The sequence below is a fragment of the Kordia sp. genome, assembly GCF_022447245.1.
Taxonomy (GTDB): Bacteria; Bacteroidota; Bacteroidia; order Flavobacteriales; family Flavobacteriaceae; genus Kordia.
In genome coordinates this window covers 102,552-127,353 of the sequence record NZ_JAKVBC010000001.1, presented here as the reverse complement: position 1 = coordinate 127,353, position 24,802 = coordinate 102,552, and the positions used below count along the sequence as shown (strand labels likewise).

Here is a 24,802-nt window from a genome sequence, read left to right as displayed (position 1 = left end):
CAGTAAGGAAAAAGAAATAAAGGCTTTCATCAAAAAAAATGAAATCAAAGTTACCAAAGAAAAAGATTTTATTAAGTTTATTACTTATGCTAATACCGTATCAAAATAAAACAAAAGAGAGCAGTAAATATGCATGTAAATTCATTGTGAATATTGTTTTCTTTTTTGAATAGAAAAAGCATCAAATCATAAGTTTAATGCGTTTTTATTTTTAAAAGTTACATCATTAAACCTTATTACATATTATGTGTCTTATATGAAATGGGTTCACATTCTATAAAAGAATTAGGCTGATGTCATATAAATTGAAAAGCAAGTTTTAAGGCTAAAAAAATTGATTTTCATAAATTGGAATAATATTTGATGTTTATTAAAAAGAATTAATAATTTGGAGCGAACACGGTTCAATTCGTAAATTCACTCAAACATAAAACCAAAATGTAATGAAATTGACAATAAAGAAAAAATTAATAGCACTTTGTGGTGTTATTTTAGTAACGACAGTAGGATTTTCCCAAAGTCCTAGACAGGCAGTTCAAGCATCAATGTTTCACAATGATGTTTCATCTCAAGCAATATTGCAAAAGAATATGTCTAAAATAATAGCAGCTAATATCGAGGGAACACCTTATTATGACGAAAGTTTTAACTCAGCAACCATTGCTCCCATAGATAAAGTATTTATGGTGCGTTACAATGCAGCTTTAGATGTAATGGAGGTTATTCAAAAAAGTGATACACTGATCATGAATAAGAGTAACAAAAATTACATTATCAATCAGAATAAAGGTAATGTCACTTATAAAATCCTAGAATATGTCGAAAGTAAAAAAGATGAAAAACTAGGGTATTATGTGCAGTTGACTAAAGGAGCAAAGGTTAAACTATACAGAAAAGATAGAAAAAAGTTTGTGGAAGTTAAGAAAGCAGCTTACAATGGAAACTTAGGAGGAACTTCTGCTAAATACAAAAAGCAAAAAAGTGAATTCTATATTGAGTATGGTGATAATGGAATAGCTGTAAAACTACCTAAAAAGAAAAAATCAGTAATCAAACTATTCGCTAGTAAAGAAAAAGAAGTAAAGGCATTCATCAAAAAAAATAAAATCAAACTCACCAAAGAAAAAGACTTGATTAAATTGATTGGATATGTCAACTCATTGTAGAATAGTGTGTTAGGTATAAAATAGAATTCTAAATAATGTAATTCGCTAAGTTTTTTTTGGTTAAATTGCAACTACAAGTTTGTAAACTAACAATTAAAAGCAATTACCTAAGAGATCATTTTCAATGATCAGTTGTCTTTGTGTAGTAATGCTGTTATTTATATCCAATATATATTCGCAGCAAACAATTATATTAAAACGAAACAATACTCCGACACTTATATTTTTTATTGTTCTACATTACAACCCATTATTTGGACATAAATCCAAATAAAAGTCTAATTGAGATTGCAGATGGTTCACAGTATTTTGATGAAGAGTTTAAGCCAGTAATAGGTGCAGATTCAACTGAAACTGAAGTTAAAACAGGCTACAATGTGTTTTTGGATGGAATGGAAGTGAAGAGTTAAGAAAAAGAGGGATGGATAAATAAAAGTCGTCTCTAAGATAAAATTGTTTTTACTGAAAATGGAGCTATTTATAAAATCCTAGATCCGGACGATAGAAAAGATAAAAGCATATTAGGCTATTATGTGGATTTATTGGAAAGCGATTACGTTTCTCTCCACAAAAAGAATACTAAAATACTAGCAGTTGGTCTAAAAAATATGTCATACATGATGACAGCTCCTGAAATTGTTATCGAATTTCAGCCAATGAATACGGTGTATTACGTAGAATTTAATAAAAGCGGAAATGCTTAAAAACTGTCAAGAACACGAAGAGGCATTGCCAAATTTTTTGGAGATAAAATAGCTGCTGTAAAAGCATTTATGAAAGAAAATAAATTAAAAGTAACAAGAGATGAAGATTTGAAAACAATAATGACTTATGTGAATTTACTGTAATCATATACTTTACTCATTACACAAAATAGTGAAAGCATCAAGCAATAAAGGTTGATGCTTTTTTATGTAAATTATACAGAATCAGATGCTTATTTGTGAAAACAGCCTCAATAATTTCGCTTGCTCATAATTTTTTGTAACTTTAAGTTAACATTAAACCAAAAAAAGATTTATTATAAAATAAATCACACCAAAACCACGTTAAATAAACTAATATACCTTATGGTATTTTGTTTACTACTAAGCTTTGAAGGATTTTCACAACATTGTAAGGGAGGAAGCTACGGAGAAAAACCACCTGCATCTGGTATTGATCTTGCTTTAAGAGCTTCTATGGATTTGCATAATGACCTCAATTCAGTGATCGTTAGAAATCAGGGAATTGTAGATGAATCCAATACCATTGGAACGCCGTACAAACAAGAATCGTTTACTACAGCAAATATTGCTCCTGTAAACAAAATATATTTAATGCGTTACAATATACTAATGGATGATATGGTAGTAAAGGAGCCAAAAAGGAAGATGTATTGATATTTTCTAAAAAGAAATGTTATGTAATCAATCAACATGCAAACAATATTACATTTGGTGTGTTAGAAAATATCAATAGCAAAAAAGAAAATGACTTAGGCTATACTAGATCAGTCTTGAAGACAATGATAAGATTTCATTATACAAGAAAGAATGTAAAAAGATGGTGAAGCGTAAAAAAGCTACCTATGGAAATTCAGCTTCTTCAGTGACTACAGAATTCAAAGATATGCGTTGCGAATTCTTCATTGAAAAGGCACATAATGGGCATGCTATTAAGCTTCCAAAATGGAAAAAAGCACTCTTAGAGTTGTTTCTTGATAAAGTAAATCAAATTAGTGCATTTATAAAGAAAAACCGTATCAAACTCAATAAAGAAGAGAGCTTAAAAAACTAATTCAGTATATTAATACTATTTAAAAATAGCTAACTAAACAAACTGAAAGCCCTTTCAATTTGAAAGGGCTTTTTAATATATGAAGGGAAAATTAGATAAATTTCAAATGAAAAAATGGGTAAAGCGAGTAGCTTGGACGCTTGTACTATTGGTTGTCGGTATCATAAGTTGTAATGTATATGTTGAAGTATGTTCGAATGGGAAAACATTCAATAAAGTTTCTGAAATTCCAAAAAATAAAGTCGGATTGTTGCTAGGAACCGCTAAATATCTCAAAAACGGAAGAGTCAATTTATTTTACTCAAACAGAATCAATGCAGCAGTACAACTCTACAAAGCTGGAAAAATAGAATATATATTGGTAAGTGGCGATAATGGAAGTAAATATTATGACGAACCCACAACATTCAAAGAAGACTTAATTACAAAAGGAGTTCCTGAGCATAAAATATTCTTAGATTATGCGGGCTTTCGAACCTTAGATTCTGTTATACGATGCAAAGAAATATTTCAACAAGAAAGTGTTACAATCATCTCACAACAATTTCATAACGAACGAGCTATTGCAATTGCCAATGCCAAAGGAATTGAAGCCATTGGGTTTAATGCAAAAGATGTAGGCGGAAGCAATGGGTTTAAAGTAAAAGTGCGAGAAACCTTTGCGCGTGTCGCCATGTGTATTGACTTAGTCATTGGAAAGCAACCAAAATTTCTAGGTGAAAAAATAGCTATCAATTAACAGCAAATCTCCATAGAATAATCAGTATTTTTGCGTTATAAATGAAAGAATCGTAATTTCTCATGGAAATAGACCCTTATGGCAGAACCTAATTGCTGCTGTTTGCTGTGCTGTATCACTCACAGCAGCCTTTCTTTTGTTTTATAATTACACGAGCGCTTCTGAAGAAGAAGCACTAAAAAGTTGAAAAGCAATTGGCAAAAACACTATAAATAGATTTGTTAGACGTAACAGAAGCACACGATTCAAAGTGGATTGATGTATGAAAACACCCAAAAAAATACAAGCAAAATTAAAAGGTCGCTTGCAAAATAACAGCTTGCGAGAACTTCCTATTTCTTCAGATAGAATTGATTTTTCTTCGAATGATTATTTGGGATTTGCTACTTCTGAAAGCATTTTTAACAAAACACATCAACTATTACTAGATAGAAATATACAACAAAATGGTGCTACAGGTTCGCGGTTACTATCTGGAAACCATGAACTATATCGAGAAGTAGAAGCGCAATTATGTAAATTTCACAACAGTGAAGCAGCATTGCTTTTTAACTCAGGATACGATGCTAATATTGGTTTCTTTTCAACTGTGCCACAACGTGGAGATGTAATACTATATGATGAATCCATTCATGCATCTATTCGTGATGGAATTGGTATGGGACATGCAAAATCATACAAATTCAAACATAACAATCTTACTGATTTACAAGAACGAATTCAAAAGGTAAAACAAGTAAATAAAACATATCAAGAAATATATGTGGTGACGGAATCCGTATTTTCCATGGATGGTGATTCTCCAGACTTGAAAGCTTTGGTAGCACTTTGTAAAAAAGAAGAAGTTTATCTAGTAATAGATGAAGCACACGCTTTAGGTGTTTTTGGCCAAAATGGACAAGGATTATTGCATGAATTAAATCTAGAAAATGAAGTTTTTGCCAGAACCTACACGTTTGGAAAAGCCTTGGGTTGTCATGGTGCAGTTGTTGTGGGAAGTGAAACCTTAAAAAAATATCTGGTCAATTTTTCAAGAAGTTTAATTTACACTACAGGATTGTCTCCTCATGCAGTTGCAACAATCAAAATAGCGTATGAAGAGCTTTTAAACACAAATGAAATTCAGCGTTTACGCAATAACATAACTATTTTTCGAGAAGTCACAAAACAACTCAACTGTATCCCCGGAAACGCAGCAATTCATTGTTGTATCCTTTCGGGAAATGAAAATGTAAAAAACGCAGCAAAAATACTTCAAGAAAGAGGATTTCAAGTAAAACCAATTCTATCACCAACAGTTCCTAAAGGAAAAGAACGTTTGCGTTTCTGTTTGCATTCATACAATACAGAAGCAGAAATAAAAACAATTAGTAACACCTTACAAAAAATACAAACATGCAAAACGATTTCTATACAGTAGCTACATTTGAGTATACTGCAGAAGCACAAGTAATGAAAGGAAGATTTGAATCGCAAGGTATTGAAGTATTTTTAAGAGATGAATATACTATAGATACTGATCCAATGGTGAGTCATGCAATTGGTGGCGTAAAACTTCAAGTACATTTACAAGATAAAGAAGTATCAATTGAATTATACAATGAATTGCGCGAATATGAAAAGGACATGAAAGGCAATCGAATTGTGTGTCCAAATTGTGAAAAAAACCGTATCATCATTGCGCCGCTCAAAAAAAGCATCTTCTATATGCTATTTCCGTTTTTAGAACCAAAGCGTTACGAATGCATCGATTGCGGAGAAATTTTTAAACCAAAAAACAACTAATGCAGAAAAAAATATTTGTTACAGGAATCTCTACAGAAGTAGGAAAAACAGTAGCTTCAGCCATCATAACAGAAGCATTGCAAGCAGATTACTGGAAACCTGTACAAGCAGGAGATTTAGACAATTCTGACAGTCACAAAATAGAAAAATACATTTCAAACCAAAACACAAAAATTCACCCAAATAGTTATGCGCTCAATACGCCAATGAGTCCACATGCTTCCGCAGAAATTGACAATCTTACGATCAATTTAGCAGAAATTCAAGAGCCAATAACGGACAATCATTTAGTGATTGAAGGAGCAGGCGGAATTCTAGTGCCGTTAAATGATTTACATACAATTTTAGATGTTATAAAACCTGAATATCATGTAATTGTGGTGTCACGTCATTATTTAGGAAGTATCAATCATACATTACTAACGGTGAATTTATTAAAAGAAAAAGGATTCAATGTATCTATTCTTTTCAGTGGAGAGGAACATCCAACGACAGAAGCTATCATTAAAAAAATGACTAATGTCCCTGTGATTGGACGCATCGATGAAGAACCGTATTTTGATCAAAATGTAATTCGCGAATATGCGGAAACATTCAAAGAAAAATTATAATGAGCTTACAAGAAAGAGATAAAAAACACCTTTGGCATCCATTAACACAGCACAAATCGCATCCAAATCATATTGCGATCACCAAAGCTAAAGGCGCAGTTTTATACGACGAAAATGGCAACGAGTATATTGATGGAATTGCTTCCTGGTATACATGTGTATATGGACATTGCAATCCATACATCATAGATAAAGTGCATACACAAATGCAAAACTTAGATCATGTAGTTTTTACAGGATTCACGCACAAACCTGCGGTAGAACTTTCAGAAAAACTCATTGAAATACTACCTGAAAATCAAGAAAAATTATTTTTCTCAGACAATGGATCTACAGCGGTTGATGTGGCAATAAAAATGGCATTGCAATATCACTTCAACAACGGAGATCATAAAGGGAAAATCATTGCCTTAGAAAATGGTTTCCACGGAGATACTTTTGGCGCCATGTCTGTTTCAGGATTATCTGTCTACAACGGACCTTTTGAAGAGTTTTTTATTGATGTAGCTCGAATTCCTGTTCCAAATGCTGAAAATTTAGAGGAAGTAAAAGCCGTATTTACAGAGCTAATAACAGAACATAAAGTCGCTGCTTTTATATACGAGCCTTTAGTGCAAGGTGCAGCTGCAATGCAAATACACAAAGCAGCACATATCAATGAAATATTGAAAATAGCGCAAGAACATAATGTAGTCACTATCGCAGATGAAATTATGACAGGTTTTGGTAAAACAGGAAAAAATTTCGCTTCAGATTTTATAGAAACAAAACCAGATATTGTTTGTCTGTCAAAAGCATTATCCTCAGGAATGGTTCCCATGGCAATTACAAGTTGTAGTCAAAGGATATACAATGCTTTCTATGCCGATGATATGAAAAAAGGATTCTTTCACGGGCATACCTATTCTGGAAACCCAGTTGCTTGTAGTGCCGCTGTTGCGGGAATTGAATTGTTGCAATCTGAAGAAATTCAAGTTAACTTGAAACGCATAGAAGCATCGCACAAAAAGTTTAATCAAGAAATAGAAAACCATTCAAAAGTAGCATCTACCCGACAACAAGGGCAAATTTTTGCACTCGATCTTAACATTGAAATGGAACGATATGGAAATTTACGTGACAAATTGTTCAATTCGTTTATGAGCAAAGGTGTTTGTCTGCGCCCTCTAGGAAATACCATCTATATATTAGCACCATATATCACTACAGATGTGCAATTGCAACAAATATATCAGGCCATTCGAGAAACGCTAGATGCATTATAGTTAAGAATCTAACCGAAACAATTCTCATTAGTTATTTTTAAGATGTAAAATGTTGATATTTAAACTTCTATTTTTTAAAAAAATGAATAGATAACACTATCTGTTTTGATAAAAACGTGATAGATTTTCATAAAAACGGCAAATACTGCCTTGTGTCAGTACGAAATCAAATCTAGTTTTGACGCATTATTAAATCAAAATTTATCACAATGAAAAAAAGAACTTAACAACGTTGAGACTTAACAAAAGTATGATTTCAAACTTAGCAAACATTAATGGTGGTTCATTTCCACACTTTACAACAATCTCTGTAAATTTAGCTACATGTGAACCTGGTCGTACGACAAGCCAAAACAATTGTGGAGGAGGAGTAACTGATGCTACTGAAGCAGTAACCTGCGCAGATAGATGTACTAGAGCCACGATAGAACTTTCATACTGTAATAACGGTGTACCACAAGGTTGCCAATCAGTACAAGCTTGTGCATAATGTATGTCACCTTAATCGTTGGATTACATTTATTAAAAAAGCAAACCTTTTTGGGTTCGCTCTTTATATACGTTAAAAATATAAGAAGTCTTACAAGCAAATCTCTGCATTTTGACTTAAAACTCTGGGGTTTATTTGAGATTCTGTTGGATCATGAAATGCACTCGAAAGTGTTTCGCTATCGGTATTATCATCTTGGCTTGGATTTGCATTAGAAGCTCCAAAAATTTGGTGTGTTGAAGTAGTTACTTTTTTTAAAACTAATTTTTTGTTAGCTATACTCTTCATATTGATCTTTTTAAAAATAATTTAACGGTATGAAGAACACTAATTCCTAAAAATATTCCCGATACTTAACATCTATTTTCATAAAAATCGTGATCTATTTTTATGAAAGTCGCTAGTAATAGCTTGTGTTCGCCTAAAAAGCCTTCTAACTTAGTATCATTATTAATCAAAAATATATTCATCATGAAAAAAAAGAATATAAACTGAAAATTAAGTCTAAAAAAAAATCGTGTGTCCAATTTGCAATCATCTGGTATTGTTGGTGGAACTAATGTAACAAAAGAGTATCCATGTCCAGTACAATCAGAACACGGTGCGTGTTATTCAAAAGATTGTGTAGTAACAGGACCTTCTATTGTTGCAACTTATACGGAAGGTTGTACAAGACCAACCATTTAACTTTCGTATTGTTATGGTGAAATTCCAAATATATGCTTATCAGTGCAAGTTTGTGCATAATAAAGTTATAAGAAAAGCGAACAGAAATGTTCGCTTTTTGATTTTTTAGTGATAAATAACTACACACACGATTGTTGATTACCAATAATTAAGGTCGTGTTTTGTGATTCACCGGTTTTATCAATTTCTGGAAAATCTGTAGGTACTTCCGTTGGTTCGTGGAAAGTACTTGATTGTGTAGGAGATGACTCTGTATTTGGTGATGCGCTTCCACCATACAAACGATGAGCGATAGTAATTTTTTGTAAAGCTAATTTTTTGTAAAATGTACGTTTCATAATATTCGTTTTAAAGATTAATGCTACTAATAAGTCCGTTAATTTCATACAAAAATCCGAATGTTAATAATCGATTTTTATAAAAATAGCTATTAAATAATATGCTGAAAACTAGATGTTTTCAAGGTTTTTTATATAATAAGACGGATTGAGTCCAGTTCGCTTCTTAAACGCTTTTGCAAACGATTCTGACTTCTTAAAACCAATTTCTTCTGTGATAGACTGAATGGTATACGAACGTAACTTTTTGTCGTTTTTAAAGCTTTTAAAACGTATGAAATGCGCATATCAGTCATATATTCTGAAAATGTTTTTCCTTTATATTTATTGATGACTTGTGATAAATAGCAGGAATTGGTATTGCATTTTTTTGCAAGTGTAGACAAATTCTATTTCTTATCGAGGAAAAAAAATTTTGCTTCTAATTTTTCTAAAACCTCTAGTATTTTTGCTGCTTTTTAGTCAGATAGTACATAGCCTTTCGATGGAGTTGTATCTTTTGAAACCTCTTTAGTTTTCAATGTATCAATAACTGTATGAAACTTTGCTAACTTCTGCTTCTGTTGATTTCTATGATACAGAAAGAAGCTAATTGCTATAATCAAAAGTACTACAATAGCAATGATGGCTTGTGAAAAATAACTTTTAAACAAATTGGATTCTTTCTTGGCTTTCTCGGCACGATATTCAACATTTTTTAAATCATATCCTTCAAATATGGTTTTATACAATTCAAAACGTTTGTCCGTGTTTAAGTTTTTACGTTCGATATACAGATCATATACTTCGGTAGCCTTTTCATGATTTCCTAATTGTACATATGTTTTGGCAAGAAACTGATAGGTTTCGTATAAACCAATAAGATTCAGTTGTTTATCGCGTATAATTCGATCGGTTTCTTCAAGATTCTTCAATGCTTCTTTATATTTTTTTAAGCCAAATAAGCATTTCCCTTTATCTAGTAATAAAAAAGGAGTAATCAAGTGCAGTTCATCATTATTAGTAGAAATTGCCAATGCTTCTTCTAACGTAAGAAGTGCTTTTTGATACTTTTTTTAAGCAGTATAAACATTTCCTTTTCCGCCAATAGCGATACATTGTCCCGATAGATAATTGGTGGTTTCATTCAATAATAGACCTTTGGAATACAATTCAATTGCCTTTTCATACATAGCTACATTTGTTTGCGATTTTGCCGTATTATTGAGCATTTTAATACAGCGAACCTTTAAAAATTGGGAATCAGGTTTGATGTTCAGCAGCGAATCGTATGAGTGTATAATCTTATCAAACTCACGCAATGCTTATTTGGTTTTCCCAACTTTAAGTTTAATGGTGGCAATATCAAACTCTAAGGTCAATCGATTCTCAATAGCACCTTTTGTACGCATCAAATCATAGGCTTGTATATAATAATCTAATGCATTTTCGTAGTTAGATTGAATATAAAAAGTAGCGCCTTTTGCATGAAAAAATGACGCTACTAGTGAATCTTGTTTATTACGTTGAGCAAATAAAATACCCTTGTCAATGGCCAAATGTGCTTCTGCATATGATTTTGATTTTCTATGAATTCGGTGTTTAAAATAATAGGATTGCGCAATATAATTGGTGTCTTTTTGAGCATTTGCTTTTGTTGAAAATGCTGCGATATACTTTTCAATATCTCTAGCAGCATTCAAATGCTCTTTAAGATATACATATTGTTGTGAAAGATTCTTCTCTTTAAAAACTGCAAGGGAATCATTGGATGAAAACCCAATAGCATAGGAAAGTAGAAAAAATATATAAAAGAATCGTTTGTGGCTTACAGCCATGTCGATATTGTTAATTTAATGTATGCGGTTTTTAAAAGTAATCAAAAAACAAAAAGCGTTCGAAGAATTCATCAATATTCTACCACACGTTTTTCGTGAAAACAAAACTCGTTTTTCAAGAAATGCGTGTATAGTAGGTTGTAAACGCAGCTATTAGACAATAGTTTTGGAGCATTGTAAAATCAAACGCTTATAATTATGAAAAAACAAAAATTAGCAAAGTTGAGTTTAAAAAAAGCTAAAGTAGCAAACCTTAAAGGTGGATATTGGAATCAAGGTCCAACAATTAATGCTTCCGTAGATACAGATTGCGAAACGGCTTCTTGTCTTTGTGGAGACCCAAAAGACACAGAAAATTGTGCCACTTTAGATGTTGCAAACGATCCAGTTTGTTTTTCTTTTATCTATTGTCTTTAATAGAATTTGAACATAAAAAAAGGCGCTCATTTGAGCGCCTTTTACAAAACTGTACTTATTAAGTGTTAACAACAATCATTTCCAGGCAAACCATTGGTTTGTGTTGAAGTATTCATAGGATTTAATGAATCGTCAAAGCCAGTTGGAGGCGCATACGCACTACTTCTACAGCTCAAGGTTTCTTCGCATATACAAACATCTTCTTGATATGTTTCACAATCTTTAGTAGCATCATCTAGTCCGCCAATGATGTTGGACAGTTGATTTAAATTATGAATACGTACTTTGTTTAGCGACAATAAACTTTTCTTTTTTTTCTTCATAAAATCAGATTTATATTATTTTTTTCGAATTGAAAAGTATCTTATTTTTCGAATGATTCAAAAAAAGACAACGCTGTTTTCATGAAAAACGGGAACTGAAATACGAGTAAAATCAAATAGTTTCAAGGTTTTTTATATAATAAGAAGGATTGAAACCTGTTTTCTTTTTAAACGCTTTTGAAAAGGCTTCAGCTTTATTGAAACCAATTTCTTCAGCAATTGCTTGTATCGTATAAGCCCGTAATTTTTTATTATTTTTTAATTCTCTTATGATATAATTTATTCGCAAATCAGTCAAATATTGAGAAAACGACTTTTGCTTATGATGATTAATAATTTTAGATAAATAATTAGAATTTGTGTTGCATTGTTTTGCCAAAATGGCCAGATTGTATTTGTTGTCTAAAAATGCTAGAGAGGTCTCAAAATCATCTAACTTTTCAAGAATTTCTTGAGAAGTTTCATCTGAAATGACAAAATTCTTTTTATTGCTTTTAGCTACTTCTTTAGTGGAAATAGAAGCGATAAGTTTGTCAAATTTTTCTTTAGTATTCCGTTGTTTTCGTTTGTAATAAAAAACCGTAATCACAAATATGATACTTACACAAAGAATAATGAATACACTAAAATAAAACCAGTTTTTAAATACACCTTTTTCTTCTTTTATCGTTTCTAGTTCTTTGGAGATGTTATTTAACTCAAAATCATTAAAAATAGTTTCGCGTAATTTGATACGTTCCTTCTCATTCAAATCACTTTTATCAGCATGTGCATAAAAATAGAAGGAGGATTTTTCATAATCTTCTAATGCCCGATAACTAGCAGCTATGAGTTTTAATACATAATCTAACTCTATAAAATTCAAGTTATCAGCTTTGACGATGGAATCTGTTTTTTTGAAATTTAGAATCGCATTTTTGTATTCTTTCAACCCAAAATAGCTTTCTCCTTTATGCGCATATAAAAAAGGAATTACGCCTTTAGCAAGCGTGTCAGTTGTTGCCATTTGGATTGACTCATTAATAACTGTTAAGGCTTTATCGTATTCTTTTTGGTGATTTAATACTTTTCCTTTTCCACCTAATGAGACGTAGGTGCCAAATGTATAATCAAAAGTAATGCTAATATGTAGTGCTTTTTCGTAAGCATCCATAGCTTCTTTCAAAAAGCCTTGCTCTGTATAGGTATCAGCCAAAGTAGCTAACACACTTACAAAAGGTTTATGATGTTTACCAGCATTGTTAGGTCGCTTAAAAAGAGAATCGTATGATTTCGCAATACTTTTAAACCGTGTTAAAGCTTCACTATAATGTTTGGCTTTAAGTTTTATCGTTGCAATATCATATCGTAAGTTTAATAATTTTTCTACCGGAGTTTCCTTTGTATGTAAGTATTCATAGGCTTTTAAGTAATATTTTAACGCTTGTTCGTTTTTAGCAGTTGCATAAAAAACAGTTCCCTTTCTATGTAAAAAAAGCCCTAAACTATACGAGTCATTCTTTTGTTTTGCAATAGAAATTGCTTTATCAATAAAATAATGTGCGCGTTCTGCATTTTTCTTTTTACGATGCAATCGGCATAAATAATAATATGCTTTTGCTTCGTGATTCGCATTTTTTGCCTGTATGGCTGATGCAAGATAGGTTTCTATATACGCTTCTATATCTACTTTTGAACCTTGATGTTTTTCTATAAATTTTGATTGTGCTGTAAGTTCTTTTTGAGGAAAAGAAGTATCAACTTGACCAAAAGCAGGAACGATTATTAGCATACATAAAACAACAACATAAGTGAATTTTAAATGTAAAAAATGCATTCTATTTTAGAGATGAAAAATTAGTAAGGGAATTTTAATAAATCAAAAATAGAAAAAGAAGTTGAGATTACTGATTTCTTACGATATTAGCAGTCTCAATTTATTTGATTATGATGCATGATTGTATTTCTATAACAGGCTTAGGTTCAGTATCTCCTTTGGGAATTGCACAAGCTGAAATTTGGAAACACTACACCGAAAGCACACATGGTTTTCACACATACACAATTCACAATAAAAAGGTGTATACAGCACCACTATCTGCAGTGGCTAAAGGTACTGTTGAAGCGTTAAAAAACTCCAATTCAAAATATAAAAACCTAGATGATAGTGTATTATATGCAATACTAGCTACACGAATTGCTGTTGAAAACGCAGGTTGGAATGATGACAATGATTTTGGAATCAACATAGGTTCCTCTAGAGGAGCAACGACACTCTTTGAAAAATATCACAAAGATTTCCTAGAAAATCAACACACACAAACCTTAAGTTCACCAACAACAACACTCGGAAATATTTCGTCTTGGGTTGCACACGATTTGCAAACGACTGGACCACAAATATCACATTCCATTACCTGTTCTACGGCATTGCACGCATTGTTAAATGGCATTGCTTGGCTGCAGTCAGGAATGGCAAAAAAATTTGTAGTAGGAGGAAGTGAAGCACCTTTAACACCTTTTACCATTGCACAGATGCAAGCATTGCATATTTATGCGAAAAAGGAAGCTGACTATCCGTGCTTGTCATTGGATTTAGAAAAAAAGCGAAACACTATGATTTTGGGTGAAGGTGCGGCTTCTATCTGTTTAGAAAAGGGAGAAAAGCAACATGCTTTGGCAAAAATTAGAGGAATTGGTTATGCTACAGAAATTTTAAAACACAATACGTCCATATCGGCAGAAGGCATCTGTTTTGAAAAATCAATGCGTTTGGCATTACAAGGACATTCGCCAGAAGAAGTTGATGCTGTGGTGCTTCATGCACCTGGAACTATAAAAGGTGATTTGGCAGAATATCAAGCCATCAAAAAAATATTTTGTAACAAAATGCCGAGTTTGACTACTAATAAATGGAAAATAGGCCACACTTTTGGAGCTTCAGGAATGTTAAGTGTAGAATTAGCAATTCTCATGATACAGCAACAACAATTCATATCAATTCCGTATCTTGACGAAAGAAATATTCCGCAAAAACTAAACAAAATTTTGGTTAATGCGGTCGGATTTGGAGGAAATGCTGTTTCAGTATTGCTATGCAAAGACTAAAATTCAACAGAGATTAAAATAACACATTAAAACCGTATACTATGGGAGATTGGTTTTCAGCATTAACCGCTTTTGAAAAAGCGTATTGGATTATCGCTGCAATATCATCAACAATTTTCGTATTTGTACTCATTACTACATTTTTGATAGGTGATGCAGATGGCGTAGATGGTGATGTAGATGCAGATATTGAAGCAGATACAGGAATTGGATTTCAATTTTTTACATTCAAAAACCTAGTGGCATTCTTTACCATATTCAGTTGGGCAGGAATTTCGTGTATCAATGCAGGTTACGGAAAAGGTGTAACACTTTTAATATCGACACTAGCTGGATTAGCAATGATGGCAGTAATGGCAGCACTTATTTATTATATCAATAAACTAGTAAGTAGCGGTACGCTTAAGTTAGAAAATGCAATCGGAAATGTCGGTGAAGTTTATTTAACTATTGGAGCCAATCGTTCTAAAATAGGGAAAGTTCATGTCAATGTTCAAGGAGCTTTACGCGAATTAGATGCACTTGCGGATAGTGATGAAACACTTAAAACAGGAACTGTAGTAGAAGTAAAAGAAATTACAGGAACTGGAATATTAATCGTTCAACCAATAAATAAAAAATAATTATGACAAAAACACTTCTCTTATTGCAGACGCAGCTTGGTGGTGAGGAAGGTACACTGCTCGAAAGTATGCCTTCGTTAATTTTAGTTGCAGCAATAGTACTCTTCATTTTTTTAATAATTACAGTATTTATACGTCGTTACAAACGTTGTCCTTCGGATAGAATTCTTGTAGTTTATGGAAAAGTTGGCGGAGGAAAATCTGCAAAATGTATTCATGGTGGTGCGGCATTTATCATGCCAGTAATCCAAGATTTTGAATACTTAGATTTAACTCCAATTTCTATAGAAGTAAATTTAGTAAATGCCTTAAGTAAGCAGAATATTCGTGTCAATGTACCTTCACGATTTACCATTGGTATCTCTACTGAACCGGGTGTAATGCAAAATGCAGCAGAACGTTTACTGGGATTAGGACAAAATGAAATTCAAGAGTTAGCACAGGAAATCATTTTTGGACAATTACGTTTGGTAGTAGCTTCGATGGATATTGAAGAAATTAACTCCGACAGAGATAAATTCTTATCAAACATCTCCGAAAGTGTTGAATCTGAATTAAAGAAAGTAGGTTTAAAACTGATCAATGTAAACATTACAGATATTGTTGACGAATCAGGATATATTGAAGCACTTGGTAAAGAAGCCGCAGCACACGCAATCAACGCAGCTCGTAAATCCGTTGCAGAGAAAAACAGAGATGGTGCTATTGGTGAAGCAAATGCATCGCAAGATGAGCGTACACAAGTAGCAGCCGCAAATGCAAAAGCTGTTGATGGAGAAAACAAAGCAAAAATTGAAGTTGCCAACTCTGATTCGTTACGTAGACAGCGAGAGGCAGAAGCAGAACGTGTGGCGATAGCTTCGGAGAAAGTACAAGCAGCAAAAGCTTTAGAAGAGTCTTATGCAGCGGAGCGCGAAGCAGAAATGGCGAGAGCAGAAAGAGAACGTTCATCGCAACAAGCAGACGTTATTGTACCAGCAGAAATTGACAAGCGAAAAGTAGAAATTGATGCAGAAGCGGAAGCAGAGCGAATCCGTAGAAAAGCAAAAGGTGAAGCAGATGCGATCTTATTCAAAGCACAAGCTGAAGCACAAGGTTTATATGAAGTCTTAACGAAACAAGCACAAGGTTTAGATCAAATTGTAAAAGCTGCTGGAGATGATGCAAAAGATGCTGTTTTATTGTTAATTGCTGATAAATTGCCTGAATTGGTAAAAACACAAGCAGAAGCAATTAAAAATATCAAAATTGATAAAGTAACCGTTTGGGAAAATGGTGGCGGAGGCAAAGATGGAAAAACATCTACCTCTAACTTTATCTCAGGAATGTACAAAGCAGTTCCGCCATTACAAGAAATGTTCAACATGGCAGGAATGGAATTACCAGAATATCTAAAAGGTAAAGATATTACGGAAGTAGGAACGACTTCTGATACAACAGATGTTGAAACAGTAGAATAAAAATACAATCGTACAATCACTAAAAATCCGCCATCGTGCGGATTTTTTTTATGAGCTATATTTTATACTTTTTAACTAAAAAAATAAACCCTATTTCGTTTAAAATCGTATCTGATAGTTATAAAGGTATTTTTTTTAACTAAAAACGATTAAAGTGTTGTTTGTTAGGTTATTAAGTGTTGCTGAAGTGCTGAGATACAAACGAATTTAGGAAGGTTTTTTATATATTTCATACTTTCTGTTTTTTTCAACCCTATTTTGTTTAAAGTCGTGATATGTCTCTTTTTTACGACTTTTAAAAGCCAGACATTCGTGTCAGAAATCAAAAACAATTGTGATCAATTTCGAAAACGAGGAAGCTGAAAATCGTTACTAGAGTAAGCCACATTTAAAAACACAAAACGATGAAAAAGTCATTAAAAAAACTACAGATCAATAAAGAAGTAGTATCTAATTTTCACGCTCAAAAAGTGACAGGAGGAAGTATATTCAATACAGTTACTGAGTGTAAAACAGGAGAACCACCAACAGATCTTTTTTGCCATACTGGAGCATTGGTTTGTGGTTAATAAAAACTAGCTTTTGTGCATACATAGAGTTTATCGAAGTAATTTCTAGCAAACTTTATACAAACACTAATCCAAAATAAAAGCTTAAAGCCTTTAACAAAGTACATTAAATTTTAAAAAATATAAATGATGAAAAAGTCATTTAAAAAATTAAAAATAAATAGAAATGTTGTTACTGTTTTTACTTCTGAAAAAATTTCTGGAAGATATGGTCTTCTTGAGTTAATGTGTAATTCAGTAGATTTCAGGGAAGGTGGAATAAGCTGCCATGTAAAATAAGTTAGTGGTATTTTATCTGTAAATACATGTAAATTGCGTTACAGAAGAAAAGGTTGATGCGCAGACTTTTTCTATGCTGTAGCGTAATTCTTATTTGCAATCACTCTATTGTTAATTACTATATTTACAAAGTAAACAAAGTTCTTTTAGTTTATGGAGTATAATAAACAGTTGAAAATAAGGAGTATCGTATTAAAAACTTTTTTCCTTTTAACCTGCGCACTTGCATATTCACAACAAAAATCTTTAAAAAGCGATCAAAAAACAACATTACAGCAGTATATGGATGTTGGGAATGAATTGCAGAAAAAAGAAAACTATGTAAGTAGCATATCATATTTTTTAAAAGCCACCAAAATTGCTAAAGAAATAGAAGACAAAGAGCTATTGTCTAAAGCCTATATGAAGCTTGGAAACTCATATTACTATAGTTGGAAAAATGAAAAAGCAATTGAAGCATACTACAACGCACTTGCTATTGCTAAAGAAAATAAAAATATTGATCAAGAATTGATTGCCTATTCAGGATTAATTGCTTTTTTACCAGTCATAAACAAACAAGATAAAGCGGTAGATTTCTCCATATATGCCTTGAGTCTTATTGATAAAGCTTCTTTTAAAGGAGAAAAAAACCATGTGCGTGTATTGACAACGATATGCGATGCTTATATGGCGCAAGGAAACTATAAAGCGATGTATCCACATATTGAAAAAGGAATTGAGATAGCGGATACCTTACGTTTTCAAGAAGGACTTGTGGATTTGCATATAAAAAAAGGAAAGTTTTATAGACATCAAAAAAATTATGACAAAGCCTTTGAGTGCTTGTTTTACGCAAAAAAAATCATTGACCAAAACGATCTGGAAAATCCTTTTTTTCCTACTGTAAATACCAATTATGCCATAGGAGAATGTTTTTACGATCAACAAAAGTATAATGAAGCCATTACACATTTGTCAAATTCGATTCCTATTATTAAAGAAGGAGATTTAGAAAAAGATAATGTAATCAAAACCTATGATTTGTTGGCTCAATGTCATATAAAAAAAGAAAATTATAAAAAAGCAACGTCCTTATTAAATAAGGTAATTACCATAACAAATACAGCAAGTCGTAAAAAAAATATAGCAACAAATAAATTTCACGATCAGGATAGTGAAAAGTTTCTAAATCAAATAATAGCACTTCAAAACAAAGGAAAAGAAGACAGGCAAACTATGAGTTATATGTTTTGGACAATCATAGTGGCAACTTCAGCATTTATGATAACATTGCTATTGTATGTAAAAAAACAAAAAGCGAATCGGGCAACATTTCAAGATTTACTCAAAAAGATATCTGCTTTAGAAGAAGAAGAAAAAGTTGCATTGCAAAAACCGCCTAAAAAAGAAAGTAAAAATATCTTAGTAGACGATTCTACAATCAAGGTAATTATAGGAAGATTAGATAAACTGGAAGCACAAAAATATTTTCTAAAATCAAATTGTACACAAGCTTCTATTGCTAAAAAAACAAAAACCAATGTTACCTACTTATCACAAATTATCAGAAGTGAAAAAGGGAAGAGTTTTAGTGAGTACATCAATGATTTACGAATAGAATATGTCTTAAAAAGATTGAAAAATGATAAAAAATTCAGGTCTTTCTCTATAAAAGGAATTGCCACAGAATTAGGGTATAAAACCGACGATTCTTTTGTAAAACACTTTAAAAAGAAAACAGGATTAAACCCTTCTTATTACATAAAAGAACTGAACAAAATGAAATCAGATGAAAGTTGAAAATCGACCCTATTTTTTAAAAAATAGGGTATTATATTTTCGCTAATTTTCAATGAGCACCTATATTTAGTACGTAAAACAAAAATCTTATAATCATGAAGAAAAGCTTAAAAACAATCGGCTTAAAGAAAATTACTATTGCTACAATAAACCCAGAAACTACGGAGCAAATCAAAGGAGGATCAAGTCTTCCAACGGAGTTTGATGAAAAAACATTTCAAGAAGATTGCCCTACACTTTCGCTCTAAATAATTACATAGTATTTCACTTTTGAAGTCTTGTTTTTATACAAGACTTTTTTTGAGCCCGAATTTTTTTAATCTCGCGACACAATAATTTTTTAAACGATTTTAATAACAGAAATTGGTTCTCAGAATAAAGCATAGCTAGCGTGCATTTTGTTCACAGGGAAAACCGAAAACCTTTAATAGAGTAGGTTATATTATAAGAATTGATAAAATGAAAAAATCATTAAAAAGCTTAAAGTTAAACAAAGAGGTAATTACTAATTTTGATCTTAAAAAAGTAAATGGAGGTGGAGCAACGGCTCTAATGTGTAATTCAGTTCCTAGATGGTTAGGAGGAATTGGTTGCCACTTGAAATAATTGGATACTTTTAATGAGGTGTAACTCATAAGAGTTTTTAAAATTACGCTACAGCAATTACAATCTTTTTACTGTGGCGTAATTAATAAATATATGTTTCTATGTAAAGTGTTGATTAAGCGTGTTGTTTATCTAACAAATATGATGCAAAGATACGCCTATGCGTTAAATTCGAATTAAAATTTTACACGATTCATGGTTATAAGATTAATATGATTAATTTGTAGTCAATATTAAATTTTCTTTTTCCATTAGGCATATGAATAAAAAAGCGCGAAGTATTCTCTTGGGAATTATCTTTTTTTTGATTGGATATAACTCATTTTCACAACAAACTCAAAATACAAAAGAAACCAAAGAGCAAACATTAAAACGATATATAGATCTCGCTCGTGAGCTACAAATCAAAGAAAAATATCAAAAAAGTATTGCCTATTCTCTAGATGCAGCTATTCTTTCAAAAGAGCTTAACAACGATAGTTTGTTATTTCGTGCGTATATGCAGCTCGGGAAATCATATCTATACAGTTGGAATAACGAAAAAGCAATAGAAGCCTATTATAATGCATTGAAAGTAGCAAAAAAAAATGAAGATATTGACCATGAATTAAAAGCGTATTCTGGATTAATAGCTTTTTTACCTACAGTGAATAAAAAAGATAAAGCTGTCAATTTTTCTTTGTATGCGCTCACATTAGTTGATAAAAGTTCAATTAAAAATACAGTAAGTCATGTCAAGTTGTTAACAGTGATATGTGATGCTTTTTTGGCAAAAGAGGATTACGAGACGATGCTTTCTTATGTAAATACAGGGATTCATTTAGCAGAAGAACTACATTTTGATGCGGGTCTTGTTGATTTATATATCAAGAAAGGAAAGTATTACCGACATCAACAAAAATGGGAAGAAGCTTTTTATTATTTATACAAGAGTAAAGATATTTTAGAAGAAGGTAAGATAGAAAGTCCTTTCTTTCCTACTATTAATACTAGTGGCGCCATTGCAGGATGTTATTATGATCAAGAAAAGTATGACGAAGCCATTCAAGAATTATTAAACTCAACTGTTGATGTCAAAAAAGAAGATGAAGTAAAGGATAACATGATCAAAGCTTATGAGCTTTTGGCAGATTGCTACAAAAAAAAAGAAAATTACAAAGAAGTTGCATTCTTTTTAGATAAGGTAAATGTATTGAAAGATACAGCTCGTGCTCGGAAAGACGCTGCTGTGAATAGGTTTCATGAAGAAGATAGTAATAATCTTTTATCTGAAATAGAAGCATTGCAACATCAAGGAAAAGAACAAAAGAAAACCATTAGCTATATGTGGTGGGTGATTCTATTAGTAGCCATAGCATTTCTTCTAATTTCATTCTTATACATCAAAAAGCAAAAGGCAAATAGAGCTACGTTTAATACACTCATAGAAAAAATCACAACCTTAGAAGCAAATAAAAAAAGTATCGCGTCCGATAAACCCAAAAGCAAAACGAAAAATATTCGTTTAGATGATGAGACTATAAAATCCATTCTGACGAGATTGGAGAAATTAGAAGAGCAAGAATACTTTTTAAAATCTACATGTAATTTGCGATCTGTTGCAAAAAAAATAAAAACGAATAGTACATACCTATCACAAATAATCAACAAGCACAAAGAGAAAAGTTTTAATGATTACATCAGCGATTTGCGAATTGAATATGTTTTAAAAAGATTAAAGAATGATGAAAAATTTAGGATGTTTTCTATCAAAGCGATCGCCACAGAAATTGGTTATAAAAGTGCTGATTCGTTTGTAAAACACTTTAAAAAGAAAACAGAGCTAAATCCTTCCTATTATATCAAGCAACTCAATAAAATGGATGCATCTGAGAACTAATAAACTCCCTATTTTGATTGAAATAGGGTAGGATATTTTTATTAATTTAGAATCTAAATATATCTTGGGCTTATTAACTTTGAAAATATTTAAAATTATGAAGAAACAATCGAGAAAAATCAGTTTAAAAAAAGTAATAATCTCAAGAATCAATCCAATAGATATGTATCATATTAAAGGGGGTTCAAGTATCCCTACTGATACTGAACACGGAGAGACAGATCAAGATTTAGGAGCCACAGGAGAAGACGCAACACACGGACAAGCATGTACTGAATCTCAAGGAAGATAAACTGTAAATAAGATGTATATAAAGCCTTGAATTTTCAAGGCTTTTTTTGTCTAATATTTTAAAACTTGTGGTTGTTTTTTCTTTCCTGTAACGTAATTTCTATTTTGTAGTCAAATAACTATATTTACAATAAATCATTTGTATGAAATTCCTGTTACGAGTTTTTACTCTCTTTTTATTTGTCTATTCTACCACAATTTTAGGAGAACAAGATCCTGACATTTTTAACAAATTTGAATCAAAATTCTACACAATTGATGGTTATAAAATCAATGTGGAAGTCAAAGGAACTGGCGATCCAATATTCTTTTTGCCAGGCGGACCCGGAAACTCTCACGATTATATGCAAGGGAACTTTGGACACTACTACAAAACGCATACAATGGTCTTTTTTGATTTTTTGGGAAGAGGAAAAAGTGATAATGCAAAAAATGTATCGGAATATTCGGTAGAAAATGATGTAGAACTCATTGAAAAATTACGCAAACTCTTAAAATTCAAAAAAATATCGTTAGTAGGACATTCCTACAGAACAGTTCCTGCACAAGCGTATGCTATCAAATACAAAAACAATGTTGACAAAATGGTATTGATTAATGGTTTTCACAGCGGAGCCATGTGGCAAGCAAACTGCGATAGTTACAACCGCTATGCAAAGACGCACTTTCCTGAAAAGTGGAAAAAGTTAGACTCGTTGCGTGCGCTAGGCTATGTTTCTAGTGATCCTGAATTTATGAAAGTATATGGAAGTTTTCCAACAAAATATATATACTATCACAACACAAAACTCAAGCAAAACTCACCCTTATACAAACACAGAAGTTGGGCAAATGATGTATATGTAGCAATCATTGGAAAAGATGTAGATTTTGATGTTTTTGGAAGTATGATCTATCAAGACTATCGCAAAGAATTAAAAAATGTAAAACCAAAAACCTTAGTGGTTGCAGGGCGTTATGATGGTGTTTCTACACCTGAATTTGCAGTGCAGTACAAGAAATTCATGCCACAAGCAAAATTTGTCATGTTTGAGCAAAGCGGACACAATCCGTACTCAGAAGAGCCAGAGAAATTTTATCAACTGTTTACAGATTTCATAAATGAAAAATAATAGAATAGTACTCAAAAGAAAAGTGCCAATCATGCGTTATGTGTTTGGCGTTGCGTTTTTCTTTATGGGAATAGCATGGCTTGTTACTGGGAATTTGTTTGGAATGATTTTCTGTGGAATGTCTATTTTCTTTTTTAATAAAGATGGATCAGAAATAGAACTTGACATACAACGCTATAGAAACTTTATGGAGCTGTTTGGAATCAGGTACGGAAAATGGGAAGATTTACCTGAAATAGACTATATTTCTGTATTCAGTACAACCGAATCTGCAAAAGTAAGAGCGCTCACTGCTGAAGCAACTGTTAAGAATGATGTTATTGTATTAAACCTGTTCTATAACGGAAATCATCGCATCAAAGCCTATTCTACAACCGACAAAGAAGATGCTTTTAAAGTAGCAAAGTAAATAGCATAAATATTAAAAATTGATATTTTAGACGCTACAGAGGCAGAATCTAAATGGATATAACTATTTTTGTCACCAAATTAACTTTTTTATGAGCAACATACGACACAATTGGACGAAAGAAGAAATTTTAGAAATCTATAATAAACCTATGATGGAGTTGCTGTATGAAGCAGCAACAATACACAGAATACATCACGATCCAAATACCGTACAAGTTTCCACTTTACTATCTATAAAAACAGGAGGTTGTTCAGAAGACTGCGGATATTGCCCGCAAGCAGCAAGATATCACACCGACATTGAAGGAAATGATTTAATGAAAGTAAGTCATGTAAAAGCACAAGCATTGCGTGCCAAAGCTTCTGGAAGTTCACGTGTGTGCATGGGAGCAGCATGGAGAAATGTAAAAGATGGACCAGAATTTGATCAAGTATTAGAAATGGTACGTACGATCAATAAATTGGATATGGAAGTTTGCTGTACATTAGGAATGGTGACTGAAAATCAAGCAAAACGTCTAGCAGAAGCTGGATTATATGCCTACAATCATAATTTAGATTCTTCGGAAGAATATTATAAAGAAGTCATTTCTACACGTGGATATGAAGATCGTTTAGAAACGATTGAAAATGTTCGTAAAACGAATGTTACAGTTTGTAGTGGTGGAATTATAGGAATGGGAGAATCAACTGAAGATCGTGCAGGAATGCTTGTAGCATTATCGACTTTAAATCCGCAACCAGAATCAGTACCAATCAATGCTTTAGTAGCTGTTGATGGAACACCATTAGAAAACGAAAAACCAGTTGAGATATGGGAAATGATTCGTATGGTAGCAACGACAAGAATTGTAATGCCAGAAACGCAAGTACGTTTATCTGCAGGTAGAACAAGTATGAGTCGTGAAGGGCAAGCCATGTGTTTCTTTGCAGGAGCCAACTCTATTTTTGCTGGAGACAAGTTATTGACAACGCCAAATCCTGATGTAAATGAAGACATGAAAATGTTTAAGTTGTTAGGTTTAAATCCTCAAAAACCATTTACAAAAAAGGTGCAACCTCAAACAGTAGAAGCAGAAGATTCTCAATATCAATCGCTAGGAGAAAAGCCAAAATGGTCAAGACCTGAGCATACAATTGAGCGTAATGAGATTGCCAAGCAAAAAGGAAAAGAAAAGAAAATTAAGCTCAAAATTGATGAAATTATAAATGGAGATGAGGTAGTCAAGCCCGAAAAAGCTTCTAAACCTGAAAATGTAAAAGGGTAACTAGAATAAAAAAAAGAG

The 24,802-nt window shown here is 32.3% G+C and carries 32 protein-coding genes; 25 read left to right on the top strand and 7 right to left on the bottom strand.

The window, feature by feature from the left end:
- The first annotated feature begins 443 nt into the window (after positions 1-443).
- The 10 genes from MK119_RS00685 (at position 444) to MK119_RS00640 (ending at position 7,835) form a co-directional block, all read left to right on the top strand.
- Entirely contained in the window at positions 444-1,166 is a 723-nt protein-coding gene (locus MK119_RS00685; protein ID WP_290669526.1) for a hypothetical protein, read from the top strand.
- A gap of 254 nt (positions 1,167-1,420) precedes the next feature.
- On the top strand, positions 1,421-1,576 hold the full coding sequence (locus tag MK119_RS00680; RefSeq protein ID WP_290669522.1) for a hypothetical protein: 156 nt from the start codon (positions 1,421-1,423) through the stop codon (positions 1,574-1,576).
- 660 nt (positions 1,577-2,236) lie between these two features.
- Positions 2,237-2,548 (top strand): hypothetical protein, encoded by a 312-nt coding sequence (locus MK119_RS00675; RefSeq protein ID WP_290669519.1) that lies wholly within the window; start codon positions 2,237-2,239, stop codon positions 2,546-2,548.
- 163 nt (positions 2,549-2,711) lie between these two features.
- Positions 2,712-2,945 (top strand): hypothetical protein, encoded by a 234-nt coding sequence (locus tag MK119_RS00670; RefSeq protein ID WP_290669516.1) that lies wholly within the window; start codon positions 2,712-2,714, stop codon positions 2,943-2,945.
- 106 nt (positions 2,946-3,051) lie between these two features.
- Positions 3,052-3,684, top strand: coding sequence for an ElyC/SanA/YdcF family protein (locus MK119_RS00665; RefSeq protein ID WP_290669513.1), 633 nt, complete (start codon positions 3,052-3,054; stop codon positions 3,682-3,684).
- Between the two features lie 262 nt (positions 3,685-3,946).
- On the top strand, positions 3,947-5,104 hold the full coding sequence (locus MK119_RS00660; RefSeq protein ID WP_290669510.1) for a pyridoxal phosphate-dependent aminotransferase family protein: 1,158 nt from the start codon (positions 3,947-3,949) through the stop codon (positions 5,102-5,104).
- A complete protein-coding gene (locus MK119_RS00655; RefSeq protein ID WP_290669506.1) occupies positions 5,080-5,469 on the top strand; it encodes a DUF2007 domain-containing protein in 390 nt (129 codons plus the stop codon). Before MK119_RS00660 ends, MK119_RS00655 begins: the two co-directional genes overlap by 25 nt.
- Positions 5,469-6,080 (top strand): dethiobiotin synthase, encoded by a 612-nt coding sequence (gene bioD / locus MK119_RS00650; protein WP_290669503.1) that lies wholly within the window; start codon positions 5,469-5,471, stop codon positions 6,078-6,080. Before MK119_RS00655 ends, bioD begins: the two co-directional genes overlap by 1 nt.
- Positions 6,080-7,345 carry an adenosylmethionine--8-amino-7-oxononanoate transaminase gene (gene bioA, locus MK119_RS00645; RefSeq protein WP_290669500.1) on the top strand — a complete coding sequence of 422 codons (1,266 nt, stop codon included), beginning with the start codon at positions 6,080-6,082 and terminating at the stop codon, positions 7,343-7,345. The genes bioD and bioA overlap by 1 nt, the downstream gene beginning before the upstream one ends.
- 250 nt (positions 7,346-7,595) lie before the next feature.
- The gene (locus tag MK119_RS00640; protein ID WP_290669497.1) at positions 7,596-7,835 is read left to right on the top strand and encodes a hypothetical protein; all 240 of its coding nucleotides are present in this window, start codon (positions 7,596-7,598) and stop codon (positions 7,833-7,835) included.
- A 90-nt stretch (positions 7,836-7,925) separates the two neighbouring features.
- Here MK119_RS00640 and MK119_RS00635 read toward each other — a convergent pair whose 3' ends face one another.
- Complete coding sequence (locus tag MK119_RS00635) at positions 7,926-8,123, bottom strand: hypothetical protein (protein ID WP_290669494.1); 198 nt, start codon at positions 8,121-8,123, stop codon at positions 7,926-7,928.
- A 231-nt stretch (positions 8,124-8,354) separates the two neighbouring features.
- Here MK119_RS00635 and MK119_RS00630 point away from each other — a divergent pair, with 231 nt between their 5' ends.
- Complete coding sequence (locus tag MK119_RS00630) at positions 8,355-8,522, top strand: hypothetical protein (RefSeq protein ID WP_290669491.1); 168 nt, start codon at positions 8,355-8,357, stop codon at positions 8,520-8,522.
- 119 nt (positions 8,523-8,641) lie between these two features.
- On the opposite strand, the gene MK119_RS00625 is transcribed toward MK119_RS00630, so the two are convergent.
- The 4 genes from MK119_RS00625 to MK119_RS00610 all read right to left on the bottom strand — a co-directional run bounded on the left by MK119_RS00625 (position 8,642) and on the right by MK119_RS00610 (position 10,677).
- Positions 8,642-8,860 carry a hypothetical protein gene (locus MK119_RS00625; protein ID WP_290669488.1) on the bottom strand — a complete coding sequence of 73 codons (219 nt, stop codon included), beginning with the start codon at positions 8,858-8,860 and terminating at the stop codon, positions 8,642-8,644.
- A 458-nt stretch (positions 8,861-9,318) separates the two neighbouring features.
- Entirely contained in the window at positions 9,319-9,876 is a 558-nt protein-coding gene (locus MK119_RS00620) for a tetratricopeptide repeat protein (protein ID WP_290669485.1), read from the bottom strand.
- A 39-nt stretch (positions 9,877-9,915) separates the two neighbouring features.
- A complete protein-coding gene (locus tag MK119_RS00615) occupies positions 9,916-10,071 on the bottom strand; it encodes a hypothetical protein (RefSeq protein ID WP_290669482.1) in 156 nt (51 codons plus the stop codon).
- A 93-nt stretch (positions 10,072-10,164) separates the two neighbouring features.
- On the bottom strand, positions 10,165-10,677 hold the full coding sequence (locus tag MK119_RS00610; RefSeq protein WP_290669479.1) for a hypothetical protein: 513 nt from the start codon (positions 10,675-10,677) through the stop codon (positions 10,165-10,167).
- Positions 10,678-10,875: 198 nt separating this feature from the next.
- On the opposite strand from MK119_RS00610, the gene MK119_RS00605 reads away from it, so the two are divergent.
- Positions 10,876-11,094, top strand: a complete 219-nt coding sequence (locus MK119_RS00605; RefSeq protein WP_290669476.1) for a hypothetical protein — start codon at positions 10,876-10,878, stop codon at positions 11,092-11,094.
- Positions 11,095-11,159: 65 nt separating this feature from the next.
- Here the strand turns inward: MK119_RS00605 and MK119_RS00600 are convergent, their stop codons facing one another.
- Together MK119_RS00600 and MK119_RS00595 are read right to left on the bottom strand one after the other, a co-directional pair.
- Complete coding sequence (locus MK119_RS00600) at positions 11,160-11,417, bottom strand: hypothetical protein (protein WP_290669473.1); 258 nt, start codon at positions 11,415-11,417, stop codon at positions 11,160-11,162.
- A 112-nt stretch (positions 11,418-11,529) separates the two neighbouring features.
- Positions 11,530-13,188, bottom strand: a complete 1,659-nt coding sequence (locus MK119_RS00595) for a helix-turn-helix domain-containing protein (RefSeq protein WP_290669470.1) — start codon at positions 13,186-13,188, stop codon at positions 11,530-11,532.
- A 158-nt stretch (positions 13,189-13,346) separates the two neighbouring features.
- Here MK119_RS00595 and MK119_RS00590 point away from each other — a divergent pair, with 158 nt between their 5' ends.
- The 13 genes from MK119_RS00590 to bioB all read left to right on the top strand — a co-directional run bounded on the left by MK119_RS00590 (position 13,347) and on the right by bioB (position 24,784).
- Positions 13,347-14,504 (top strand): beta-ketoacyl synthase N-terminal-like domain-containing protein, encoded by a 1,158-nt coding sequence (locus MK119_RS00590; protein ID WP_290669915.1) that lies wholly within the window; start codon positions 13,347-13,349, stop codon positions 14,502-14,504.
- Between the two features lie 41 nt (positions 14,505-14,545).
- Positions 14,546-15,127, top strand: a complete 582-nt coding sequence (locus MK119_RS00585; protein ID WP_290669467.1) for a hypothetical protein — start codon at positions 14,546-14,548, stop codon at positions 15,125-15,127.
- Between the two features lie 68 nt (positions 15,128-15,195).
- A complete protein-coding gene (locus MK119_RS00580; RefSeq protein ID WP_290669913.1) occupies positions 15,196-16,587 on the top strand; it encodes a flotillin family protein in 1,392 nt (463 codons plus the stop codon).
- A 404-nt stretch (positions 16,588-16,991) separates the two neighbouring features.
- The gene (locus MK119_RS00575; protein ID WP_290669464.1) at positions 16,992-17,156 is read left to right on the top strand and encodes a hypothetical protein; all 165 of its coding nucleotides are present in this window, start codon (positions 16,992-16,994) and stop codon (positions 17,154-17,156) included.
- A 126-nt stretch (positions 17,157-17,282) separates the two neighbouring features.
- The gene (locus MK119_RS00570) at positions 17,283-17,435 is read left to right on the top strand and encodes a hypothetical protein (protein WP_290669461.1); all 153 of its coding nucleotides are present in this window, start codon (positions 17,283-17,285) and stop codon (positions 17,433-17,435) included.
- Positions 17,436-17,588: 153 nt separating this feature from the next.
- The gene (locus MK119_RS00565; protein WP_290669459.1) at positions 17,589-19,217 is read left to right on the top strand and encodes a tetratricopeptide repeat protein; all 1,629 of its coding nucleotides are present in this window, start codon (positions 17,589-17,591) and stop codon (positions 19,215-19,217) included.
- Positions 19,218-19,312: 95 nt separating this feature from the next.
- Positions 19,313-19,465: a hypothetical protein gene (locus MK119_RS00560; RefSeq protein ID WP_290669457.1), complete on the top strand. Its 153-nt coding sequence runs from the start codon at positions 19,313-19,315 to the stop codon at positions 19,463-19,465.
- Positions 19,466-19,676: 211 nt separating this feature from the next.
- A complete protein-coding gene (locus MK119_RS00555) occupies positions 19,677-19,823 on the top strand; it encodes a hypothetical protein (RefSeq protein ID WP_290669454.1) in 147 nt (48 codons plus the stop codon).
- A 286-nt stretch (positions 19,824-20,109) separates the two neighbouring features.
- Positions 20,110-21,702, top strand: coding sequence for an AraC family transcriptional regulator (locus tag MK119_RS00550; RefSeq protein WP_290669451.1), 1,593 nt, complete (start codon positions 20,110-20,112; stop codon positions 21,700-21,702).
- A 97-nt stretch (positions 21,703-21,799) separates the two neighbouring features.
- The gene (locus tag MK119_RS00545; protein WP_290669448.1) at positions 21,800-21,994 is read left to right on the top strand and encodes a hypothetical protein; all 195 of its coding nucleotides are present in this window, start codon (positions 21,800-21,802) and stop codon (positions 21,992-21,994) included.
- Between the two features lie 142 nt (positions 21,995-22,136).
- Positions 22,137-23,105, top strand: a complete 969-nt coding sequence (locus tag MK119_RS00540) for an alpha/beta hydrolase (protein ID WP_290669445.1) — start codon at positions 22,137-22,139, stop codon at positions 23,103-23,105.
- A complete protein-coding gene (locus MK119_RS00535) occupies positions 23,095-23,514 on the top strand; it encodes a hypothetical protein (protein WP_290669442.1) in 420 nt (139 codons plus the stop codon). The genes MK119_RS00540 and MK119_RS00535 overlap by 11 nt, the downstream gene beginning before the upstream one ends.
- Before the next feature lie 91 nt (positions 23,515-23,605).
- On the top strand, positions 23,606-24,784 hold the full coding sequence (gene bioB, locus MK119_RS00530) for a biotin synthase BioB (RefSeq protein ID WP_290669439.1): 1,179 nt from the start codon (positions 23,606-23,608) through the stop codon (positions 24,782-24,784).
- Positions 24,785-24,802: the final 18 nt, after the last annotated feature.

What these genes read in the sequence shown, in the direction of transcription:
- MK119_RS00600 (WP_290669473.1), bottom strand. Translation starts at nt 11,417, where the DNA reads ATGAAGAAAAAAAAGAAAAGTTTATTGTCGCTAAACAAAGTACGTATT.
- MK119_RS00625 (WP_290669488.1), bottom strand. Translation starts at nt 8,860, where the DNA reads ATGAAACGTACATTTTACAAAAAATTAGCTTTACAAAAAATTACTATC.
- MK119_RS00575 (WP_290669464.1), top strand. Translation starts at nt 16,992, where the DNA reads ATGAAAAAGTCATTAAAAAAACTACAGATCAATAAAGAAGTAGTATCT.
- bioA (WP_290669500.1), top strand. Translation starts at nt 6,080, where the DNA reads ATGAGCTTACAAGAAAGAGATAAAAAACACCTTTGGCATCCATTAACA.
- MK119_RS00635 (WP_290669494.1), bottom strand. Translation starts at nt 8,123, where the DNA reads ATGAAGAGTATAGCTAACAAAAAATTAGTTTTAAAAAAAGTAACTACT.
- MK119_RS00660 (WP_290669510.1), top strand. Translation starts at nt 3,947, where the DNA reads ATGAAAACACCCAAAAAAATACAAGCAAAATTAAAAGGTCGCTTGCAA.
- bioD (WP_290669503.1), top strand. Translation starts at nt 5,469, where the DNA reads ATGCAGAAAAAAATATTTGTTACAGGAATCTCTACAGAAGTAGGAAAA.
- MK119_RS00675 (WP_290669519.1), top strand. Translation starts at nt 2,237, where the DNA reads ATGGTATTTTGTTTACTACTAAGCTTTGAAGGATTTTCACAACATTGT.
- MK119_RS00670 (WP_290669516.1), top strand. Translation starts at nt 2,712, where the DNA reads ATGGTGAAGCGTAAAAAAGCTACCTATGGAAATTCAGCTTCTTCAGTG.
- MK119_RS00640 (WP_290669497.1), top strand. Translation starts at nt 7,596, where the DNA reads ATGATTTCAAACTTAGCAAACATTAATGGTGGTTCATTTCCACACTTT.
- MK119_RS00590 (WP_290669915.1), top strand. Translation starts at nt 13,347, where the DNA reads ATGCATGATTGTATTTCTATAACAGGCTTAGGTTCAGTATCTCCTTTG.
- MK119_RS00555 (WP_290669454.1), top strand. Translation starts at nt 19,677, where the DNA reads ATGAAAAAATCATTAAAAAGCTTAAAGTTAAACAAAGAGGTAATTACT.
- MK119_RS00595 (WP_290669470.1), bottom strand. Translation starts at nt 13,188, where the DNA reads ATGCTAATAATCGTTCCTGCTTTTGGTCAAGTTGATACTTCTTTTCCT.
- MK119_RS00655 (WP_290669506.1), top strand. Translation starts at nt 5,080, where the DNA reads ATGCAAAACGATTTCTATACAGTAGCTACATTTGAGTATACTGCAGAA.
- MK119_RS00605 (WP_290669476.1), top strand. Translation starts at nt 10,876, where the DNA reads ATGAAAAAACAAAAATTAGCAAAGTTGAGTTTAAAAAAAGCTAAAGTA.
- MK119_RS00580 (WP_290669913.1), top strand. Translation starts at nt 15,196, where the DNA reads ATGCCTTCGTTAATTTTAGTTGCAGCAATAGTACTCTTCATTTTTTTA.
- MK119_RS00665 (WP_290669513.1), top strand. Translation starts at nt 3,052, where the DNA reads ATGAAAAAATGGGTAAAGCGAGTAGCTTGGACGCTTGTACTATTGGTT.
- MK119_RS00570 (WP_290669461.1), top strand. Translation starts at nt 17,283, where the DNA reads ATGATGAAAAAGTCATTTAAAAAATTAAAAATAAATAGAAATGTTGTT.
- MK119_RS00565 (WP_290669459.1), top strand. Translation starts at nt 17,589, where the DNA reads ATGGAGTATAATAAACAGTTGAAAATAAGGAGTATCGTATTAAAAACT.
- MK119_RS00610 (WP_290669479.1), bottom strand. Translation starts at nt 10,677, where the DNA reads ATGGCTGTAAGCCACAAACGATTCTTTTATATATTTTTTCTACTTTCC.
- MK119_RS00545 (WP_290669448.1), top strand. Translation starts at nt 21,800, where the DNA reads ATGAAGAAACAATCGAGAAAAATCAGTTTAAAAAAAGTAATAATCTCA.
- MK119_RS00560 (WP_290669457.1), top strand. Translation starts at nt 19,313, where the DNA reads ATGAAGAAAAGCTTAAAAACAATCGGCTTAAAGAAAATTACTATTGCT.
- MK119_RS00685 (WP_290669526.1), top strand. Translation starts at nt 444, where the DNA reads ATGAAATTGACAATAAAGAAAAAATTAATAGCACTTTGTGGTGTTATT.
- MK119_RS00615 (WP_290669482.1), bottom strand. Translation starts at nt 10,071, where the DNA reads ATGCTCAATAATACGGCAAAATCGCAAACAAATGTAGCTATGTATGAA.
- MK119_RS00540 (WP_290669445.1), top strand. Translation starts at nt 22,137, where the DNA reads ATGAAATTCCTGTTACGAGTTTTTACTCTCTTTTTATTTGTCTATTCT.
- bioB (WP_290669439.1), top strand. Translation starts at nt 23,606, where the DNA reads ATGAGCAACATACGACACAATTGGACGAAAGAAGAAATTTTAGAAATC.
- MK119_RS00535 (WP_290669442.1), top strand. Translation starts at nt 23,095, where the DNA reads ATGAAAAATAATAGAATAGTACTCAAAAGAAAAGTGCCAATCATGCGT.
- MK119_RS00585 (WP_290669467.1), top strand. Translation starts at nt 14,546, where the DNA reads ATGGGAGATTGGTTTTCAGCATTAACCGCTTTTGAAAAAGCGTATTGG.